Below are 20,780 nucleotides of genomic sequence, written 5' to 3'. Positions count from 1 at the left end.
TTAGTACTTTTGCAAATTGATTATGGCTACATCGTTCCACAGTCCTTCATGTCTTCATTGCAAGGATCGCTTCTCATCAATATTCTGCAAGGCGGAACAATGCAATCTCGATCTGATTGCAGAAGCTAAAGTATGCTCAGTATACAGAAAAGGACAGATTATCTTCCATGAAGGAGCTTATCCCTTTGGCGTGTACTGTGTAAACGACGGCAAAATAAAGCTGTCGCACAGCGGCGATGACGGCAGGGAACAGATTATACGCCTTGTGAAAGCCGGCGATATTATGGGCTACAAAGCCCTCCTGAGTAACGAAAGGTACACCGCTACCGCTACAGCCCTCGAAGATTCTTCTATCTGTTTTATACCTAAAGACCTGTTTCTCAATATTCTGCAAAAAGACGCATCCCTTTCTTTTGAAATGATGCGCATCTTATCGAGCGAACTGCGCAAAGCAGAACTGAAAATAACCCACCTGGCACAAAAGCCGGTACGGGAACGCCTCGCAGAAACGCTGCTCTTTATCAAAGAAACTTACGGCCTCGAAGAAGATGGTCACACCCTCAGCGTGCGCCTCTCCCGCGAAGAAATTGCCAATCTCGTAGGCACAGCCACCGAATCCGCTATCAGATTGCTTTCTGAATTCAAGAAAGACGGCATGATAGAACTGGAAGGCAAAAAGATCCGCCTGCTCGACCTCCCCGAGATTATCAGAACTGCCAACCTGCAGGAATAGCGCCAATCCTGATAAATATCATATTCTCCATTGACGCATATCATTGCGCCCCTCTGCTGCGACCGGTACTTTTGTAATAGTTCAAAATACCATGTTCATGGCTGTTTCTTCGCAAACCAATACCAACACTACCTGCTATCACTGCGGTGAAAACTGTACCGACAACGATATCACACTAACCGATAAAGTATTCTGCTGTATGGGATGCAAAACCGTATATGAAATACTGAACCAGTACGACCTTTGTGAATATTACGACCTTAACAGCAAACCCGGTATCAGTCAGCGGGTAGCAGTGCGAAGCGATAAATTCGCCTTCCTGGATGACGAAAAAATTGCGCAACAACTCTATCTTTTCAGGGATGATACCCAAACGCATGTTTCCTTTTATATCCCGCAAATCCACTGCAGCTCCTGTTTATGGCTGCTGGAAAACCTGCACCGCCTGGAGAAGGGAGTACAGCGGGTAACTGTTAATTTTAGCAGGAAAGAAGTACTGATCATCTATTCACATACCGAAACATCTTTAAGAAGGGTAGCAGAAATATTAACCGCCATCGGGTATGAACCATACATCAGCCTGCAGGATCTGCAGCGCAAAAAACCCGCTGTTAACAGGCAGCTGGTGTACCAACTTGGCGTAGCCGGATTTTGTTTCGGCAATATCATGCTGCTGAGTTTCCCCGATTACTTTGCCGGTGCCGGCGGTCTTGATGAAACATTTAACCGCCTGTTCCGGTATATGAACCTGGTACTGGCGCTGCCGGTATTACTTTACAGCGCGCAGGCGTTTTATAAGTCGGCCTGGAGCGGGTTAAAGCATGGATTTCTCAATATAGACGTGCCTATTGTGCTCGCCATCTTCGTTACTTTTATACGCAGCTTTGTAGAAGTGATCAATGGTCAGCCGGGATATTTTGATTCCATGACAGGCATCGTATTCTTTATGCTGATAGGAAGGGTATTACAGGACAAAACTTACCAGGGGCTTTCGTTTGACCGCGACTATACTGCTTATTTTCCTATAGCCGTGAGCGTTATAAAAGAAGATAAGGAAATCCCTACCACGCTTCCTGAGCTAAAAACCGGCGATACCGTTCGTATCCATAACAATGAACTGGTACCGGCAGATGGTATTATTGTGAGAGGAAAAGCACTGATCGATTACAGCTTCGTAACCGGCGAATCGGCGCCCGTCAGCAAATCGACCGGGGAAATTATTTATGCCGGCGGCAGACAGCTCGACGGTAACCTGGAAATACTTACCATTAAAGAAGTAGCGCAAAGTTACCTGACCAGTTTATGGAACCGCGATGAACTAAGAAATAAAGAAGAAAAGCAGGTATCTTTTGTTCACCTGCTGAGCCGTTATTTTACGTGGGGTGTGCTGTTTATTGCAGCGGTTACCGCAACCTACTGGTGGGTGCATGAACCGGCGCGTATATGGCCTGCCGTTACCGCCATCCTGATCATTGCCTGCCCCTGTGCATTGCTGCTGGCGGCTTCCTTTACCAACGGACATATTTTAAGGATCCTCAGCCGGCACCGGTTTTACCTGCGCAATGCACAGGCTATTGAAAACATGGCTAACGCCACACACATTGTATTCGATAAAACCGGTACCCTCACCGGCAAAACAGGCAGCTCCGTCATCTATTACGGCAATGCGCTTACCCCGCAACAGGAAATAATGATAGCCTCCCTGGCTGCACAATCCACCCATCCTTTAAGCAGGGCAATTGTTCAATATTGTGGCGATCCGGTGTCGCGGCATATACACGACTTCCAACACTTCACCGGAAAAGGTGTATGCGGAAGGGTAGATGGATTCTTTATCCGACTGGGCAACGCAGCGTTCACCGGCGCACATCGTAAAAATGAGCCGGAGGGTAGCGTGGTATATATATCCATCAACGAAAAGCTCTGCGGATTATTTACTATTCGCAACAGCTACCGGAGCGGCCTACGGCAGCTGATGCAACAATTGCAACCCGTTTATCCCTTATCTGTATTATCAGGAGATAATAATCATACTCTCATACAATTAGGCCAGCTGATGGGCAACAATGCCACGCTGCTTTTTGAGCAACAACCGGCAGATAAACTCGCTTATATCATCTCCCTGCAAAAAAAAGGAAAAAAGGTAATGATGATAGGCGATGGATTAAATGATGCCGGTGCGTTGAAACAAAGCGATATCGGGATTTCATTAACAGAAGACAGTAACAATTTTACGCCTGCCAGCGATGGCATACTGCATGCGGATCAGCTGCCGTTGCTATTGTCCTTTATCCGGTTGTGCAAAGCTAACAAACGTATTATCCTCATCAGTTTTGTATTGTCGCTGCTGTATAATATTACCGGTTTATACTTTGCAATACAGGGAATTTTATCGCCGCTGGTAGCCGCCATACTGATGCCGGCCAGTTCCATCAGCATTATCCTCATCACTTTCAGTTGCAGTGAATGGCAGGGCAAAAGGCTTTACAGCAAAGCACTACAGCAAATGACTGACAAAAGTCATATTCCTGGTTGAGTAAAGTCATAGTAGTAGAGGAAAGCGACTGTTACCTTTGTTATCACACGAAACATACACAGTAAATCTAAGCAATACCTCAAATGAGCCCGAACGAAATGGGCGTGTAAACAGCCGCTGAAAAAAAGGCTGTTTACACGCAACGGGCGAGGCATGCCGGAAAGGAAGTATGTATTACATCACAATACACCATCCATGAAAGGAATGAACGTAATGCAGATAGCGGGAAATGAAAAAGTGAAGAGTTGTGCTATACTAAAAACCAAACGCTTTGACGCCACCCTGCTCATTATGCAACAGGGACACCAGATTCCGCCGCATACATCGCCGGCCCACGCCATGATCCTGATACTGGAAGGGAGGATTGCATTTATGCTTAACGACGAGGTTACCATCCTGGAATCCGGTGATGTTTTTTCCTTTGGCGCCAATGAAATACATGCGTTGCAGGCGTTGGAAACAGCCCGTTTTATTCTCATTAAATAAATAGCCATGAGCGTTATCATCATTTTACTCGGTGTTAGTTTACTGGTAGCCATAGGCTTCCTCGCCGCCTTTATCTGGTCTGTAAAAACCGGACAGTTTGAAGATGATTTTTCACCGGCACACCGCATCCTCTTTGAGGATAAGCGGGATAACGTTAACGAATAAACGCATTTATCAACACCTTTAAATACCACTATGTCACTCGAAAAATTTTATTACGACAACCGCACGGTGAAATGGTTTGCCTACGCTTGTGTGTTCTGGGGGCTGATAGGCATGCTGGCCGGGTTATGGGCAGCGCTGGAGCTGGTGATCCCCGGCCTTAACATGGGTTTTGCGCCCATTACCTTTGGCAGGTTAAGACCCGTACATACTAACGCCGTTATTTTTGCATTTGTGGGCAATGGTATTTTCATGGGGGTATATTATTCCCTGCAACGGCTTTGCAAAGCCCGTATGTTTAGCGATCTGCTGAGTAAAATACATTTCTGGGGCTGGCAGGCCATCATCGCCGGAGGCGCCCTCACCCTCTTGCTCGGCTATTCTACCGGTAAAGAATATGCGGAGCTGGAATGGCCGTTTGATATTGCCATTACCCTCATCTGGGTAGTATTTGGCGCCAATATGCTGGGCACTATCCTCCGCAGGCGCGAATCACATTTATACGTAGCCATCTGGTTCTACATTGGCACCTGGGTAGCCATTGCCATGTTGCATATTATTAACTCTTTTGAATTCCCTTTATCCCTGTTCAAAAGCTACAGTTGGTATGCGGGCGTACAGGATGCGCTGGTACAGTGGTGGTATGGACATAATGCAGTAGCGTTTTTTCTCACTACGCCTTACCTGGGGCTGATGTACTATTTTGTACCTAAAGCCGCCAACAGACCGGTGTATTCCTATCGCTGGTCCATTATCCATTTCTGGTCGCTGATATTTATTTATATCTGGGCCGGCCCGCATCACCTGCTGTACACCGCTTTGCCTGAATGGGCGCAGTCGCTGGGAACAGCATTCAGTATTATGCTCATTGCTCCTTCCTGGGGAGGTATGCTCAACGGCCTGCTTACCCTTCGCGGCGCCTGGGACCGGGTAAGGGAAGATGCGATCCTTAAATTTTTTGTGGTAGCGCTGACCTGTTATGGTATGGCCACTTTTGAAGGCCCCATGCTGTCGCTGAAAAATGTGAATGCCATCAGTCACTATACCGACTGGACTATTGCGCATGTTCACGTAGGGGCGTTGGGCTGGAACGGCTTCCTTACTTTTGGAATCCTTTACTGGATGATCCCGCGCATTTTTGGCACACAACTTTTTTCCCGCAAATGGGCGAATACCCACTTCTGGATCGGCACACTGGGCATTATCTTTTATGTAATCCCTCTTTACTGGGCCGCCTTTACGCAGAGCATGATGTGGAAACAGTTTACGGAAGAAGGACAACTGAAGTACCAGTTCATGGAAACAGTTACCACGATCGTTCCTATGTATGCGCTGCGCGCGGTGGGTGGGATGTTATACATCAGCGGCCTGATACTGATGATTGTTAACCTTACCAAAACAATCCGCAGGGGAGCGTTTATTGCCAACGAAGCAGCGGAAGCACCTGCGTTGCCGAAAGAGATTGTTACACACGGTAAAGCACACTGGCATAACTGGATAGAACGCCGTCCTATACAACTGGTGGTATTCAGTCTGGTGGTGGTAGCCATTGGCGGCCTGCTGGAAATGATGCCTACCTTCCTGATCCGCAGTAATATTCCTACTATCAGCAGTGTAAAGCCATATACTCCGCTGGAATTACACGGACGTGATATTTACCTGAGAGAAGGTTGCTATAACTGTCACTCACAAATGATCCGTCCTTTCCGGGATGAGGTGGCCCGCTATGGCGAATACTCCAAAGCCGGCGAATTTGTATACGATCATCCGTTCCAATGGGGTTCCAAACGTACCGGTCCCGATCTGGCACGCATTGGCGGCAAGTATCCGGACTCCTGGCACTTTAATCATATGCTGGATCCTACCTCCATGACACCGGGTTCCATTATGCCTGCATATCCGTGGCTGTTTGAAGAAAGGGTGGATAAAGGTAAAACACCAGCCATGATTAATGTAATGCGGAAGCTGGGTGTACCCTATGCGGCAGGTTACGAACAACAGGCCATTGCCGACCTGGAAAAACAGGCACAAGGCATTGCAGCATCCCTGCAAAAGGATAAGCTGCCCATCAAAGCAGACCGTGAAATTATTGCATTAATAGCCTACCTGCAAAGGATGGGGAAAGATATTAAATCGGCCCCCAAATCTGCACCGGTAGCCGATAACGCTGAATTTTAAAACGCAATCTCATGAAGTTCATTAATTACCTGGGATCTATAGCCGGCATCAGTGTTTACCCGTTGGCATCGCTGCTGTTGTTTACCACTTTTTTTGTGGTGGCCTCGCTATGGGCTTTTAAAGCCGATAAGAAAATGGTGGATCATATCAGCCGTATTCCTTTAGATAATGACGACACACATGCCCAATAAAAGAAAAACAATGAATAAGCAGTTTATACAACTACTTGCCGGCAGTTTATTATGCAGTATCCCCGCCTTTGCGGATGGCGGAGCAAAGGCGCCTTCAGAATTATCTGACCCGGTAGCCCTGGTATTACTGGTGGTAGCAGGAGGATTATTACTGGCTATCGGTATCCTGGCCAATGCGGTGTTGGGCGCTATGGATATTTTCAGGGAAAAGATGAAGAAAGATGCCGGTAAAGCCTTAATGACTGGTGGTATTATTATGCTGACACTCCTGAGCAGCAGCGCTTTTGCACAAACGGCCACCACGGGTGCCAGCGCTTATTTTACGAGGCTGTCGCAAACTTCTTTCTACCTGCTGATATCGGTTATTATACTGGAACTGGCGGTGATCATCAGTCTTTTATTCCTGCTACGCTACCTGGTGGGCATCAAAAGAAAACGTAAACCGGCGAAAGCAGTGGCCCCTGGTAAACCCCGGGTATCATGGCTGGAAAAAATCAATAAAACCCGGACGCTGGATGCAGTGGCAGAAGCAGAGGAAGACATGGGCCATGATTTTGATGGCATCCATGAACTCAATAATCCTACACCTCCCTGGTGGAAATGGGGATATGTATTTACCATTTGCTTTGCCATCGTATACTTCTGGCGTACAGAAGTTACCCACTCGGCGCCCAGCCAGCTGGAGGAACTGGCGGTGGCAGAAGAAAAAGCCGCCATTGCCAAACAGGAATACCTGAAAAAAGCCGCCAATAACATCGATGAAAACAATGTAACCATGCTCACCGATCCGGCTGATATAGCTGCCGGGCAAAAGATATTTGTTTCCAGCTGTGCGCCTTGTCATGGCCCGCAGGGACAAGGTGTAGTAGGACCCAACCTTACCGACGATTACTGGCTGCATGGCGGTAAACTCAATGACGTGTTTAAAACAATTAAATACGGCGTAGCCGATAAAGGAATGAAATCCTGGCAGGAAGATTTTTCGCCCAAACAACTGGCGCAGATAGCCTGCTATATCAAAACGTTACACGGCACTAATCCGCCGAATGCCAAAGAACCACAGGGACAGAAAGAATAAAACAGCCATTATGACCAACAGCACATTCAGAGATACAATAGCCACCGTTGACGGGCAAGGCAAACGCAACTGGATATATGCAAAGCAACCAAAAGGTCGCTGGTATAATATCCGCAGTTGGGTGAGTCTCCTGTATTTTAGTGTTTTTTTTAGCCTGCCGTTTATTTCAATAAATGGCAGACCCTTATTTATGCTGAATGTGGTGGAGGGGAAGTTTATACTTTTTGGCGCCATCTTCTGGCCGCAGGACTTCTTCATTTTCGGACTGGCTATGCTGGCGTTCATTCTTTTTATAGTGGTATTTACAATGGCGTTCGGAAGGCTTTTCTGCGGGTGGATGTGCCCGCAAACCATTTTTATGGAGATGCTGTTCCGCCGGCTGGAATACTGGATAGAGGGAGATGCGGCAGCACAGAAAATGTTGCAGCAGTCGCCCTGGAACACCAATAAAATTGTCCGCAAAACAGGCAAGCACCTTGCCTTCTATGCACTGTCTTTTCTCATTGCCAATATATTCCTGGCCTATATCATCGGAGCCAAAGCACTGGGCAGGATCATCACCGAACCCTTGTCGGCACATACCGGCGGCTTTATTGCCATCATCGTGTTTTCAGGGGTGTTTTATGGCGTATTTGCCTTTATGAGGGAGCAGATCTGCACAACTGTATGTCCGTATGGCCGTTTACAGGGGGTATTGCTGGACAGGAACTCCATTCTGGTGGCTTATGACTACGAAAGGGGAGAACCCCGCGGAAAGTTCCGTAAAGACGATTCCCGGGCACATGGGGATTGTATCGACTGTATGCAGTGCGTAAAAGTGTGTCCTACGGGGATAGATATACGGAACGGCACCCAGCTGGAGTGTGTTAACTGCACGGCCTGTATTGATGCCTGCGATTTTATGATGGAACAAACAGGCCGGCCGAAAGGACTGATCGGGTATGCTTCCGAAAACGGCATCGCCAGCAAACAAAAGCTGCGTTTCACGCCGCGGCTCAAAGTATACTCTTCAGTACTGGTGATATTGCTCACTGCCATCAGCTTTATGCTCGGCAGCCGGAAACCGGTAAGCGGCACTATCATGCGTACGGCGGGTATGTTGTACCAGGAAAGAGGTGCTGATAGTTTATCAAACCTGTACCGTATTAAACTCCTCAATAAAACCGGCCGGGATATTCCACTCGGGTTGAAACTGGAAGATGAAAGCGGCGTGGTATCCATGATAGGCAATGCAGTGATCCATGTAAAAGCCGAAGGACAGGGAGAAGGTACTTTCTTTATTGTATTGCCAAAAACATCCGTACATCAGCGTAAATCAACTTTATATATCGGGCTGTATGAGCACAACGAAAGAATTACCCGTTTACGCACCACGTTTTTAGGACCGGTGCAATAAACAGGACAGGGCATTCACATCTTAAAAAATTATTACCATGAACTGGGGACATAAGATCATCATAGTGTTTGTAGTATTTGCCGCCGGCATTTTAACGCTGGTTACCAAAAGCATGCGTACCAGGATTGATATGGTAACGCCTGATTATTACGGCGAAGAATTAAAATACCAGCAGGTAATTGATGGAAAAGAAAATGCCGGGAAATTATCTGCTCCTGTTGCTATATCCCAGGAAGGCATTGCTGTGCTGATCTCTCTTCCATCTGAGCTGCGGAACAAACAAATCACCGGTAAAGTAACCTTTTACCGGCCTTCCGATTCCGACAAGGATGTATGGATGCCGCTTCAACCTGACCAATCAGGCAGGCAGTTGGTTAGCCGGCAGCTATTCATCAGGGGACAGTATAAAGTGAAGATAGCGTGGACCATGAACGATCAGCCATATTACCAGGAACAACTGATAAATATTAATTGAGGATAGTTATTTAAAAAATTACAAAAGATATACGCATTATGATCGCTTCATTTATACTTGGGTTTGTGGGCAGCTTTCACTGTATAGGGATGTGTGGTCCTATTGCATTAACGTTGCCGGTACAACATCTCAACGGTAGCCGGAAGTTAGCGGGCATCCTGTTATACAACGCCGGTCGCATCAGTGCCTATGCCATCCTCGGATTAGTGTTTGGCTGGCTGGGCAGGCAATTATACCTGGGTGGTTTACAACAATGGTTATCGATCATCACCGGGAGTTTACTACTTGTGTTGGTAACATTGAAATACACCGGCATAAAATTAACAAAAAGCAGGCATCTCCCGGATATTTTCACTTCAAAAATAAAATCCCGGCTGGGTAACCTGTTACGGCAACAGCGCTTTCATACTTTATATGCCATCGGCTTTCTGAACGGACTCCTTCCATGTGGACTGGTATACCTCGGTATTGCCGGTGCAGTTGCCTCCGGCGATGTGCTGAAAGGAATGTTGTTCATGGCGGCCTTTGGTGCAGGTACGTTACCTGCAATGGCCGGTGTTAGCTATTTCAGTCACCTGATCAGCATACCGGTACGTAACCGGATGCGCAGCATGATACCGGTTGCGATCAGTATCATGGGTGTGTTGCTGATCCTCCGGGGGCTGAACCTCGGCATTCCTTACATCAGCCCGGTGATGACGCCTCATAGTGAACATGTTGTTGAAAATTGTTGTCATAAACCATCAAATCATGAACCTCATCAGTAAATATAATGTGGCCGCACCGCGGTACACCAGTTACCCCACTGTTCCTTACTGGGAAGAGCATACTTTTCATCCGGAAAAGTGGAAAACGCTGTTGAAGAAATCATTCCTGGAGTCGAATGGCAAAGACGGGATCAGTATATATATTCACCTGCCTTTCTGTGAGAGTATGTGTACATATTGTGGTTGTAATAAACACATCACGGTTAATCACGGGGTAGAGGGCCCTTATATTGAAACCCTGCTGAAGGAGTGGCAGCTGTATGTGGATACTTTCGGCGGACGCCCCCGTATCCGGGAAATACATCTTGGCGGAGGCACGCCTACCTTTTTCAGTGCAGCGCACCTGGCGATGTTACTGAATGGTATTTACCGCACTGCTGAGCTGTTGCCTGATGCCAGTTTAAGTTTCGAAGGCCATCCGGGCAATACCACACCGGAGCATCTTCAGTCGTTGTATAACCTCGGCTTCCGCAGGATCAGTTTAGGTATACAGGACTTTGATATGCGGGTACAGGAAATCATCAACCGTTTGCAACCTTTTGGCATGGTGGCATCCGTAGTAGAGAACGCCAGGAAGATTGGATTCACCTCTATCAACTTTGACCTGATCTATGGGTTACCGTTGCAAACGCTTACAAGTATGCAGCATACAATTGATAAGGTTGTCCGGTTACGCCCCGACAGGATCTCTTTTTACAGTTATGCACATGTACCCTGGATAAAAGGAACCGGTCAGCGTCGTTATACAGAAGCGGATCTGCCAAAAGATGAAGAGAAGCGGCAGCTGTATGAATTGGGTAAGTTACTGTTTGATAGTAATGGTTATACAGAGATTGGTATGGATCATTTTGCACTGCCGGAAGAGGCGTTGCACAAAGCTTTCCGGCAAGGGCGGTTGCACCGGAACTTCATGGGTTATACTGATTCCCCTACATCGCTGCTGGTTGGTTTGGGAGCATCTTCCATTGGCGACAACTGGTATGCTTATGCACAGAATGAGAAGAAGGTAGATGCTTACCAGGAACTGGTGAACAAAGGTGAGTTTCCGGTGGTGCGCGGTCATATACTGAACGAAGAAGACGGACTACTGCGGAAGCATATTCATGAGCTGATGTGTCAATTTGAAACTACCTGGCACAAAGCAGATACACAGTGTGATGCGATCATTGATGGCCTGCAGCGATTACAGGAGCTGGAGAGGGATGGGCTGGTGCAGGTACTGCCTCAGAAGGTAGTGGTTACACCTGAAGGGAGACCTTTTATCCGCAACATCTGTATGGCTTTTGATGCAAGGCTGTGGCGACAAGTACCACATTCACAATTGTTTAGCAGTGCTATATAAAGTCTTGCGGATGTTGTCTTTCTCAGGATTACGCTGATTATACTGAATTAGGGATTTGAGCATTTTTGATTTTAAAGGATTTGGAGAGATATAAGCGAATATCCCCGCTTATATCTCTCCAAATCCTTTAAAATCATTTATAAAATCCAAAAAGTAAAATCAAAGTAATCAGTATAATCAGCGTAATCCTGAGAAAGACAAAATCCGCGTTTTTTTTTGCTTTTGGAGGCAGAAAAACCCAGAAATTGAAAAAACGGGGGTGTTGACCGGGTTATGCATTGACCGGGAAATGGAGATGAAAAAAAGGAAGGTGTAGTGATGAATTTTAGTGAGATAAAAATGCGATCTGCTGTAACGCTTTATTCATGCGGGTTTCAGAGGCAATAAAAAAAGTCTGACCGTTGGAACAATCAGACTTTCTTGTTATGTGAATGGGTTAGTAAGTACAGGGAAACAAAATTCCCTACACAATATTAAAAAGAATTTCATCACAAAAGAAAAAATTTACAAAAAATTTTATTCACACTACTAAAATAATTGTGGATAACAGCAGGTTGAAACTTTCTGATCGTCGTTATCATGCCTTCATATTTTGATTGTTGCAATCGCCGATTTACTACCTTTGTTGCTCTTAAACATTATTCAATAATTCAGAGTATATGAAGTTCGAAGCACCTGTTGCAGTAACGGAAATAGCAGCATATATAGGCGCAGAGCTGGTTGGCAACAGCCAACTGATGGCCACTGGCATCAATGAAATACATAAGGTTACACCGGGAGATATTTCCTTTGTTGACTTTGAGAAATACTATAACGCCAGTCTGCAATCGGCAGCAACAATCATTATCATTAACAAAAAGGTAGATTGTCCGGAAGGCAAGGCAATTCTGGTGCTGGACGACCCCTTCAGTGCGTATGTAAAACTGGTTAAAAGATTCAGGCCATTTGAGGCAGCAACCAAAGCCATCAGCGATAGTGCCGTGATAGGAGAAGGCACTGTTATTCAACCCAACGTATTCATTGGCAATCATGTGCGTATTGGCCGTAACTGTCTCATTCATCCCAACGTAACGATTTATGACTACTGTGAAATCGGAGACAACGTAATTATCCATGCAGGAACAGTACTCGGATCGGATGCTTTTTACTTTAAGAAAAGAGCAGAGCGCGAAGTGATGTATGATAAGCTGGAGAGTTGCGGAAGAGTGATCATTGAAAGTGATGTGGAACTGGGCGCCGGCTGTACCATCGACAAAGGCGTAAGTGGCGACACCATCATAGGCCGGGGTACCAAACTGGATAACATGATCCATATAGGTCATGGTACCGTTATCGGCAGAAATTGCCTCATTGCTGCACAGGTAGGCATCGCCGGCAAAGCCAAAATCGAAGACAATGTGATCCTTTGGGGACAGGTAGGCGTGAATAAAGATCTCACCATCGGAAAAGGCGCTGTTGTACTCGCACAAAGTGGTGTACCTGCGTCCCTCGAAGGAGGTAAAACATACTTTGGCACCCCGGTAGAAGATGCCAGGGTAAAAAAGAAAGAATTAGCCTGGATCAAACGCATCCCCGAGATGTGGGAGAAACTAAAAGAAACCAGGTAATCATCCAACGCCGGGAAGCAGCATCACTACTTCCCGGCGTTTCAGCATATTCAAAACCACCCGCTTCATGAAATATTTGTTTGCCGCCTTACTCCCCCTGTTGCTTTGGAGTTGCAGCACCACTAAACCTGCCGCCGTTAAATCATCCCTATACACCAACGACCAGGAATGGGCGGTGAAGGTGAAAGACGGCTGGCTTACCGCTAAAACCATTTCTTTTGGCCTTTATTCCACTACTTCCCGTAAAAACGGGGTAGCGGAAGCTACCTTCATCAAAGACCCTAAAAACGCCTTTAATTTTTACCTGAACGGCAATGAGGAACACCTGTTGATACAAACCATGAACACTACGGCAATTGTGTTTTCCAACCGCGATTTACCGTCTTACTTAAGTGGTTTGCCGGCAGCTGCGGACCTTCGCTATGCCTTGATCAACGGCACGAAGAATGAGCCGTTAAAACGCTGGGAAATGATCATTAAAAGCCCTCATTACCTGGAGCTGAATGAAAACAAACCGGCAGGCGTATTAAGATCTACGGATACAGATATACGTATTACCGCCAATAACCGGTTCGGTAAAGTAAATTCCTATGAAAATGTGTGCTACGAATTTCAATACCGCGGGCAACCCGTGGCGGCAGTGGTACCGGGAGAAAAACCCCGGGTATGGATGAGCAGGGAAGTGTCTCCCGAGATCTCCAAAACACTGGCTGCTGCTATAGCGGCGTTCCTGTTTTAACCCCGCGTTCCCGGAGATAGGCTGCAGAAATATTCCGGATGGTTTCTTCCAGTGGCCGGAACTGAAACCCCGGTAAAGCCTTTAAGATCTTGTTGTTTTCGTAGTATACTTTGAGCTGGGCAGTACGGGCCGTTTCTTTGGTTATAAGCGGATGCTTACCGGTAAGCATCGCCTTTACCTTTTCAAGACGCCATACCGCTTCGGCCATCCAGGGCTTTGCGGCAATATGCGGCGGTTTCTTACCAAGCGCCTGCGCCATAGTGGTAAATAACTGCAGATAACTCCAGTTATCTGCCGCCAGGATAAACCGCTCCTCGTTGATGTTGCTGTCCATTAACCGGATCATGGCAGCTACCACATCCTCCACATCTACAAACCCATTTACACCCTGTGTGTAATAGGGAAATTCTTTCCAGGCATTTTTGATCAGGGAGCCGGAGCCTTCGTTCCAGAAGCCCGCACCCAGGATAATGGCAGGGTTCACAATCACAGCATCCAGTCCTTCTGCAATACCTCTCCATACTTCCATCTCTCCCTGGAACTTACTGATGCTGTAACGGGAATTATTTTTACTGTCTTCCCATTCACATTCCTCATTTACGGCAGCACCAGGCTTTGCCCTCCCGATAGCGGCTACAGAACTTACATACAGGAGCTTTTTAACGCCCGCATCCAGTGCCATATTCACTACATTGGCAGTACCTTCGGCGTTAATTTTCAGCAGGCGGTCTTTGTCCGCCGCCTGGAAAGAAACAATGGCAGCACAGTGATATACCTGTGTTACATCCGTCATGGCATCTTCCAGTGCGCACACGTCCAGGATGTCGCCTGGTACCCATTCTATTTTATCAGAAATATCCTGCAACCGGGGTGAAGGTTGTTTACGGTACAATGCCCTCACAGGTTTCCCTGCGGCAACCAATGCCCGGATTAAATGACTCCCCAAAAAACCTGTACCACCGGTGACTAAAATCATGAAGACTAAAATTCTTTTTTCTGAAAGAGGTTCAAAAATAACTAAAACCTGTTATTGTTCGTACCTGTAAAAACCTAATCCTGTTTTACGTCCCAGCTTACCTTCCTTTACCCGTTGTTCCTGCAGCACATTAGGTTTAAAACGGGGCGCCTGCTGAAAAGCATCATACAGGGACTGCGTTACTGCCAGGTTGATATCGTTACCTATCAGGTCCATTAATGCAAAAGGACCCATTTTAAACCCGGCTGCTTCCAGCAGCTGGTCGATGGTACTGAAGTCTGCCTGACCCTGTTCTGCAATATGCATAGCCTCCAGGTAATAGTGCCTGGCCACCCTGTTCACAATAAAACCGGGAGCATCTTTTACCCTTACCGGCACTTTACCCATCTTCTCCGCCAGTTCATAAACAGCTGCTGCTACTTCCGGGGCCGTTTCCTTTCCGCTTACCACTTCCACCAGTTTCATCAGGTGTGCAGGGTTAAAGAAGTGCATACCCACCACCCTCGACGGATGAACGCTGACAGCCGAAGCTATTTCAGAAATAGAAAGGGAAGAGGTGTTGGAAGCAAAAATGGTTTCCGCAGTATTGATAGCGGCCAGCTGGTTAAAGAGTGCTGTTTTGGCGGTTATTCTTTCTACAATAGCCTCTATGATCACGTCGGCTACACAGTCTTCGATAGCTGCAGTAAAACGGATCCGCTGCAGGATGCTGTCCTTATCTGCAGTGGTCAGTTTCCCTTTTTCCACGGCTACCGTCAGGCTCTTCTCAATTTGTGCTTTCGCCCTGTCCAGGCCGTCCTGCTGAATATCAAACAACAAAGTAGTAAATCCGCTGTAGGCTGCTATTTGTGCTATTCCGGCGCCCATTGTGCCTGCGCCGCATACGGCAATAGTTTGAATCACTTTTTGAGGTTTTTCATCCGGCTATTACATAAATGCAGCGGAGAGTTCCGCTGCATTTATGTAATAGCCAAATAGCCTGGTAATAAATATTTACACTGCTCCTTCAAATTGTTCCAGGAAACGGGTATCGTTTTCAGAGAACAGGCGCAGATCTTTAATCTGGTATTTCAGCATGGTAATACGTTCTATACCCATCCCGAAGGCAAAGCCGGAATATTTTTCCGGGTCGATGCCACAGTTGGCCAGTACTTTTGGATGTACCATTCCGCAGCCGAGTATTTCCACCCAGCCGGTTTGTTTGCATACACTACAGCCGGTACCTCCGCAAATGAAGCATACGATGTCCATTTCCGCGCTGGGCTCTGTGAACGGGAAATAGGAAGGACGGAAACGGATACCTATGTTTTCGCCAAACATTTCCTGGACAAAGTGATACAGCGTTTGTTTGAGGTCTGCGAAAGAAACATTTTCGTCGATGTACAGTCCTTCTACCTGGTGGAAGAAGCAGTGTGCACGGGCGGAAATAGTTTCATTACGGTATACTCTACCCGGGCTGATGATGCGGATAGGTAGTTTGCCTTCTTCCATCACCCTTACCTGGGCAGAGGAAGTTTGGGTACGCAGCAGCCAATCCGGATTTTTACTGATAAAGAAAGTATCCTGCATATCACGGGCCGGGTGATTTTCCGGTAAGTTCAATGCCGTAAAGTTGTGCCAGTCGTCTTCAATTTCCGGCCCTTCCGCAATGGTAAAGCCCAGTCGTTCAAAAATACGGATGATCTTATTCCTTACAAGGCTGATAGGGTGCCTGGTGCCTAACCGGTGAGGGGCGGCTGGCAACGTATAATCTATATCGCCGGCAGTTGCGCCACCAGCATCTTTAAGGTCACTGAACTGCTCGTAGCGGGATTCCGCGAGTTGTTTAAATTCGTTTAATATCTGCCCGAATTCTTTCTTACGGTCATTCGGTACCTGTTTCATCTCCCCGAAAAGAGCTTTCACGATACCTTTTGTACCCAGGAATTTTATGCGGTACTGTTCCAGATCCGCTGCGCCGGCAGGCGTAAAAGCCGCTATTTCTTCTTTGTAGGCTGCTATTTGCTGTACTAACTGTTCCATAAACCACAAAGATAAGCGTTTAGGTGTAAACTGAAGAGGTTTACCCACTGCTCCTTTTTTCCCGGAAATGACGTATATTTTCATGAGCAAATCGAAAGGGTTATGCCTGTCACTACACATACTGTTATACTGATACTGGCTGCAGCCGGCACCGCCATTTTTTTTCTCCTTTGTCTGCATTACCGTTCCCGTTACCTTCTTTTCAGAGGTAGCAGCGAAGCTTTAATCCGGAATAGCCACCAACAGGAGGCTTCCCTGCTCCTTCTCCGCAAACAGCTGACTGAACTAAAACTGGTGAACCTGAAGTCACAGGTAAACCCACATTTCCAGTTTAATTGCCTCAACGGCATTTACACCGCCCTGATGACCGGGGAAACAGGGCTGGCACAGGAATATATTTCCCGGTTTGCCGGTCTGCTCCGAAAGGTATTAATGCTGGCTGATAAAGATTTTATCCCCCTGCAGGAAGAAGCCGATATGCTGGAGCTCTACCTGAAACTGGAGCAAATGCGCACTAATAACGGGTTTGAGTATACGCTCTATACCGATCCGCAAATCTCCCCGTCGGCCTTATACGTGCCCTGTATGCTGGTACAACCTTTTGTGGAAAATGCCATCTGGCATGGCCTGATGCATAAGCGTACAAACAGGCAACTGCAGATCCAGTGGATGCAGCTGGCACCAAACCTGTATGCCTGCGAGGTAACAGACAATGGCATTGGAAGGGTACAGGCCCTGCAATATCATCACGACGGGCTGAAAAGCACCAACCATCACTCCCGGGGCATGGAAATATGCATGGAAAGGGCCACCCTTTACCGAACCATGTACCAGAAACAATTTAATATTGAAATCTCCGATATGCCCGGAGCAGAGAACACCGTAGAGGGTACCCGCGTGTATATTACCTTTGAATCCGACCCGGCCATGAGCCGTTAAAAAATCAGTTTGTAGCCCACTCCCCGGATGTTTACGATCTGTACACGGGAATCATCTTTCAGGTACCGGCGGAGTTTCGTGATAAATACGTCCATACTGCGGGCATTGAAAAAGTTGTCATCTCCCCAAAGGTCCAGCAGTACAGCTTTACGCTCCATTACTTCATTCTTGTTGTCGTATAAACGACGTAAAATAGCGGCCTCCCGGTGCGACAGGAACTCGATGGAATTATTACGGGCAAGCGTTTGTTTGGTGTAGTTAAAAATATACTGGCCAATGGTTACAGCGCCTTCTTCCATTTCACGGGTGCCGGGGTTGTCGCCGAAACGTTTCAGCAGCGCCGTAATGCGCACAATCAGCTCGTCCATACTGAAAGGCTTTTTCAGGTAGTCGTTGCCGCCCAGTTCAAAGCCCTTCACCACATCGGCCGTCTGGGATTTGGCGGTCAGGAAAATGATAGGAGTGAATTTATCCTGCTTACGGATCTCTGCCGTCACCGAAAAGCCGTCCATGTTGGGCATCATGATGTCCAGCACCACTACATCAGGATGTTCCTGCTGGTATATGCGCAGTCCTTCTTTGCCGTCGGCTGCATACAACATTTCAAATCCCCGCATTTCAAGGCTGTCTTTCACAATTTGTCCGAGCTGCACTTCATCTTCTATCAATAATACTTTGGGCATAAATCACTTTTATATGGTTAAGCAGAAGGGATGATAATGGTAAATTCGCTGCCTTTATCCGGTTCACTTTGCACCTGTATGGAGCCGCCATGCATTTCCACTATTTTCCGCACGTAACTTAATCCCAGGCCAAATCCTTTTACGTTATGGAGATTGCCGGTAGGCACCCTGAAAAACTTATCAAAGATACTGCCCTGGTATACCTTCGGAATACCAATGCCATTATCTTTTACCCGGATCTTTAAGATACCGTTCTCCAGGCTGGTTTGCAGATATAATTGCACATGTTCGCCGGAGTACTTAATGGCGTTATCCACCAGGTTGTTGATAGCGCTGGCCAGGTGCGTTTTATCAACAAACACGGTTTTGCCGGCCAGGTTATTATCATAACGCACCTGTAGCTGTTTTCCTGCTTTAAGCTGGTGGTTGGAAAGGATATTATCAATCACTTCGTTCAGGTCTGTTTCCTCCCGGAATAATTCAATATCCTCTTTTTCTTCGGCAGCGATGTGCAATACTTTTTCCACGAGGTCTGATAAACGCTGCAGTTCATTTTTTGATATATCGAGATATGTTTGTGTTTTACGCTGGTCGTTCAGGGCATTGAAATTCTGCAATGCCTCCACCGCTGCAGACACTGTTGCAATGGGCGTTTTCAGCTCATGCGTCATGTTATTGATAAAATCATTCTTTACTTCCGACAGCTTTTTTTGCTTGAGAATTGTTCTGAGCATATACATAAAACTGAGAGTAGTAAGTACCAGTAATACCAGTGAGCTGAGCAGGGTCCAGATCATCTTCTGTAAAATAAACTGCAGGGGGGAATCGAAGCTGGCCTGTACGAATAAGTTGCTGGCTGGGTTAAAAGGAATTTTAGCCGTTTGCCTGGGTTCTCTCCGGCGGATGCTGTCTCTGAACGTTTCCCTTTCAAAGCCGCTGTAGTTCAGGTGGAAGGTATCCAGTTCATAGGGCGTGGCTATCTGGCGGTTGGCCAGCTCCACTTTGAATACGGAATCCAGTTTTTTAAGATTGGTACTATCGTCATGTAAGTTGCTGGTAATGAGGAACTCGGAGATCTGCCTGGCCAGTGTATCCACATATATCCTGCTGGGCGAATCGCCCGGGAAGGCTGTTGCCCGGGGCTGTCCCGGGTAGCGGTCGTAATGCTGCCCCTTGAAGCGCCGGCCTTTAGGCATGCCTATTTCTTCCAGCTGATCTGCCAGTCCGCGCATGGGTAATTTCAGCGAGTCTTTATCCTTTCCGAAATAACGGATATAGCGGCGTACATCAGAAAACTGCTTATTGAACACGGCCATCCGCAGCGATTCATTGATCTCTTTATTGAACTGTTCCTCTCTTAATTTGTATGAATTATACAGCCAGTATCCCTGGAACAGAAATATGCCCAGGATACAGACAGACATGAGGATGAGAATATTTCTGATTCTTTGTCGCATGAAAGATTTTAAGATCCTTACAAAACTATCCATTCCACAGGGAAAACAAGACAATCCCTTAACAGTAATTAACAGTAAATAAGGAAGATTAACGCTTACAGACAGCCCTTAACAGTAAATAACAGTAAATAAAGCTTTTTAACCGAAAAAATGAAGGCGAAGATTCACATTTGCTATAAAATCAATCAGGTATGAACCAAACTATCCGTTTATTCATCGCAGCAGCTACGCTCTTATCTGCTACCAGCCAGGTATTTGCACAACAATCAGGAGTGATAGAATATGAAGTAACCGCCAAAACAGATCCCGAACGTATGCGCGGATTCCAGCGTGGTGGCGACGATGCACCCGAAATACCGGATGTTATCACCTTTAAACAGGTATTCACTTTTAGCAACAACCTCGGCAAACTAACTACAGAACGCCCCGAAGGCGGTGGCTTCGGCGGCAGGAGACAACGCCCCGGAGGAGATACCAGCACCCGTAATCCACGCCGGCAAGGCCCCGGTGGCATGGGTATGGGCATGGGACGGGGTGGTAACGCACAATATGTAGACCTGGCCAATAAGAAGTATAAGCAGGTGTTCAGCACCTTTGGCGATGATAAGAAAACTTATTATACGGAAGAAGATTTCATCTTTACCGCTAATAACAAGTCGTCCGACAAAACAAAAAAGATTGCAGGATACAATTGTAAAAAGGCCACCATACAGCTGAAAGACGATACTTACACCGTTTGGTATACCACCGATTTACCTTTCAGCTTCTCCCCGGTGAACGGATTATTACCCGACAGCAATGCCGTAGTCCTTTCTGCCGAAGGCAGCAAACGCGCATTCACCGCAAAAAGCGTTAGCCTGAAAGCTGTAACAGATACGGATCTCAGCATTCCTGCCGGTGCAGAAAAAGTAACCCAGGAACAGATGAGAGAAATCAGGAAACAGGAAATGGAGAAATTACGTAAGCGGCAACAACAATAAATAAATTTCATCCTAACTTTCCCCTTCCTGTTA

20 protein-coding genes are annotated in these 20,780 nt (G+C 46.8%); 15 read left to right on the top strand and 5 right to left on the bottom strand.

Annotated elements, in window-relative coordinates:
* Window positions 1-22: 22 nt before the first annotated feature.
* The 13 genes from ACMXI2_RS28480 (at window position 23) to ACMXI2_RS28420 (ending at window position 13,690) form a co-directional block, all read left to right on the top strand.
* The gene (locus ACMXI2_RS28480; protein ID WP_483779270.1) at window positions 23-733 is read left to right on the top strand and encodes a Crp/Fnr family transcriptional regulator; all 711 of its coding nucleotides are present in this window, start codon (window positions 23-25) and stop codon (window positions 731-733) included.
* 97 nt (window positions 734-830) lie between these two features.
* Window positions 831-3,269, top strand: a complete 2,439-nt coding sequence (locus ACMXI2_RS28475) for a heavy metal translocating P-type ATPase (protein ID WP_483779269.1) — start codon at window positions 831-833, stop codon at window positions 3,267-3,269.
* 195 nt (window positions 3,270-3,464) lie between these two features.
* Window positions 3,465-3,755 carry a cupin domain-containing protein gene (locus ACMXI2_RS28470; protein WP_483779268.1) on the top strand — a complete coding sequence of 97 codons (291 nt, stop codon included), beginning with the start codon at window positions 3,465-3,467 and terminating at the stop codon, window positions 3,753-3,755.
* A gap of 6 nt (window positions 3,756-3,761) precedes the next feature.
* Window positions 3,762-3,920: a cbb3-type cytochrome oxidase assembly protein CcoS gene (gene ccoS / locus ACMXI2_RS28465; RefSeq protein WP_483779267.1), complete on the top strand. Its 159-nt coding sequence runs from the start codon at window positions 3,762-3,764 to the stop codon at window positions 3,918-3,920.
* 30 nt (window positions 3,921-3,950) lie between these two features.
* Entirely contained in the window at window positions 3,951-6,095 is a 2,145-nt protein-coding gene (ccoN, locus tag ACMXI2_RS28460) for a cytochrome-c oxidase, cbb3-type subunit I (RefSeq protein ID WP_483779266.1), read from the top strand.
* An 11-nt stretch (window positions 6,096-6,106) separates the two neighbouring features.
* Window positions 6,107-6,286 (top strand): CcoQ/FixQ family Cbb3-type cytochrome c oxidase assembly chaperone, encoded by a 180-nt coding sequence (locus ACMXI2_RS28455; protein ID WP_483779265.1) that lies wholly within the window; start codon window positions 6,107-6,109, stop codon window positions 6,284-6,286.
* Window positions 6,287-6,296: 10 nt separating this feature from the next.
* Entirely contained in the window at window positions 6,297-7,364 is a 1,068-nt protein-coding gene (locus ACMXI2_RS28450) for a cbb3-type cytochrome c oxidase N-terminal domain-containing protein (RefSeq protein WP_483779264.1), read from the top strand.
* Window positions 7,333-8,760, top strand: a complete 1,428-nt coding sequence (gene ccoG / locus ACMXI2_RS28445; RefSeq protein ID WP_483779263.1) for a cytochrome c oxidase accessory protein CcoG — start codon at window positions 7,333-7,335, stop codon at window positions 8,758-8,760. Before ACMXI2_RS28450 ends, ccoG begins: the two co-directional genes overlap by 32 nt.
* 37 nt (window positions 8,761-8,797) lie before the next feature.
* Complete coding sequence (locus ACMXI2_RS28440) at window positions 8,798-9,235, top strand: FixH family protein (protein ID WP_483779262.1); 438 nt, start codon at window positions 8,798-8,800, stop codon at window positions 9,233-9,235.
* 38 nt (window positions 9,236-9,273) lie between these two features.
* Window positions 9,274-10,002, top strand: coding sequence for a sulfite exporter TauE/SafE family protein (locus ACMXI2_RS28435; protein WP_483779261.1), 729 nt, complete (start codon window positions 9,274-9,276; stop codon window positions 10,000-10,002).
* Window positions 9,986-11,344 (top strand): oxygen-independent coproporphyrinogen III oxidase, encoded by a 1,359-nt coding sequence (gene hemN / locus ACMXI2_RS28430; RefSeq protein WP_483779260.1) that lies wholly within the window; start codon window positions 9,986-9,988, stop codon window positions 11,342-11,344. Before ACMXI2_RS28435 ends, hemN begins: the two co-directional genes overlap by 17 nt.
* Before the next feature lie 659 nt (window positions 11,345-12,003).
* Entirely contained in the window at window positions 12,004-12,951 is a 948-nt protein-coding gene (locus ACMXI2_RS28425) for a UDP-3-O-(3-hydroxymyristoyl)glucosamine N-acyltransferase (RefSeq protein ID WP_483779259.1), read from the top strand.
* A 67-nt stretch (window positions 12,952-13,018) separates the two neighbouring features.
* Window positions 13,019-13,690 carry a hypothetical protein gene (locus ACMXI2_RS28420; protein WP_483779258.1) on the top strand — a complete coding sequence of 224 codons (672 nt, stop codon included), beginning with the start codon at window positions 13,019-13,021 and terminating at the stop codon, window positions 13,688-13,690.
* Here the strand turns inward: ACMXI2_RS28420 and ACMXI2_RS28415 are convergent.
* The 3 genes from ACMXI2_RS28415 to pheS all read right to left on the bottom strand — a co-directional run bounded on the left by ACMXI2_RS28415 (window position 13,668) and on the right by pheS (window position 16,772).
* Window positions 13,668-14,666, bottom strand: coding sequence for an NAD-dependent epimerase/dehydratase family protein (locus ACMXI2_RS28415; protein ID WP_483779257.1), 999 nt, complete (start codon window positions 14,664-14,666; stop codon window positions 13,668-13,670). The two genes, ACMXI2_RS28420 and ACMXI2_RS28415, sit on opposite strands and share 23 nt — an antisense overlap.
* Before the next feature lie 51 nt (window positions 14,667-14,717).
* Window positions 14,718-15,569: a 3-hydroxyacyl-CoA dehydrogenase NAD-binding domain-containing protein gene (locus ACMXI2_RS28410; protein ID WP_483779256.1), complete on the bottom strand. Its 852-nt coding sequence runs from the start codon at window positions 15,567-15,569 to the stop codon at window positions 14,718-14,720.
* Between the two features lie 90 nt (window positions 15,570-15,659).
* Window positions 15,660-16,772: a phenylalanine--tRNA ligase subunit alpha gene (pheS, locus tag ACMXI2_RS28405; protein ID WP_483779255.1), complete on the bottom strand. Its 1,113-nt coding sequence runs from the start codon at window positions 16,770-16,772 to the stop codon at window positions 15,660-15,662.
* 18 nt (window positions 16,773-16,790) lie between these two features.
* Here pheS and ACMXI2_RS28400 point away from each other — a divergent pair, with 18 nt between their 5' ends.
* Complete coding sequence (locus ACMXI2_RS28400; RefSeq protein ID WP_483779254.1) at window positions 16,791-17,627, top strand: sensor histidine kinase; 837 nt, start codon at window positions 16,791-16,793, stop codon at window positions 17,625-17,627.
* Here the strand turns inward: ACMXI2_RS28400 and ACMXI2_RS28395 are convergent.
* On the bottom strand, window positions 17,624-18,310 hold the full coding sequence (locus ACMXI2_RS28395) for a response regulator transcription factor (protein WP_079471533.1): 687 nt from the start codon (window positions 18,308-18,310) through the stop codon (window positions 17,624-17,626). The two genes, ACMXI2_RS28400 and ACMXI2_RS28395, sit on opposite strands and share 4 nt — an antisense overlap.
* A gap of 17 nt (window positions 18,311-18,327) precedes the next feature.
* On the bottom strand, window positions 18,328-19,767 hold the full coding sequence (locus ACMXI2_RS28390; protein WP_483779253.1) for a sensor histidine kinase: 1,440 nt from the start codon (window positions 19,765-19,767) through the stop codon (window positions 18,328-18,330).
* 191 nt (window positions 19,768-19,958) lie between these two features.
* Between ACMXI2_RS28390 and ACMXI2_RS28385 the strand changes: the two genes are divergently transcribed.
* Window positions 19,959-20,747, top strand: a complete 789-nt coding sequence (locus ACMXI2_RS28385) for a GLPGLI family protein (protein ID WP_483779252.1) — start codon at window positions 19,959-19,961, stop codon at window positions 20,745-20,747.
* Window positions 20,748-20,780 lie beyond the last annotated feature (33 nt).

The organism is Chitinophaga sp. G7 BAM 1005, assembly GCF_057126945.1.
This window is presented reverse-complemented; position numbering and strand designations above follow the sequence as displayed.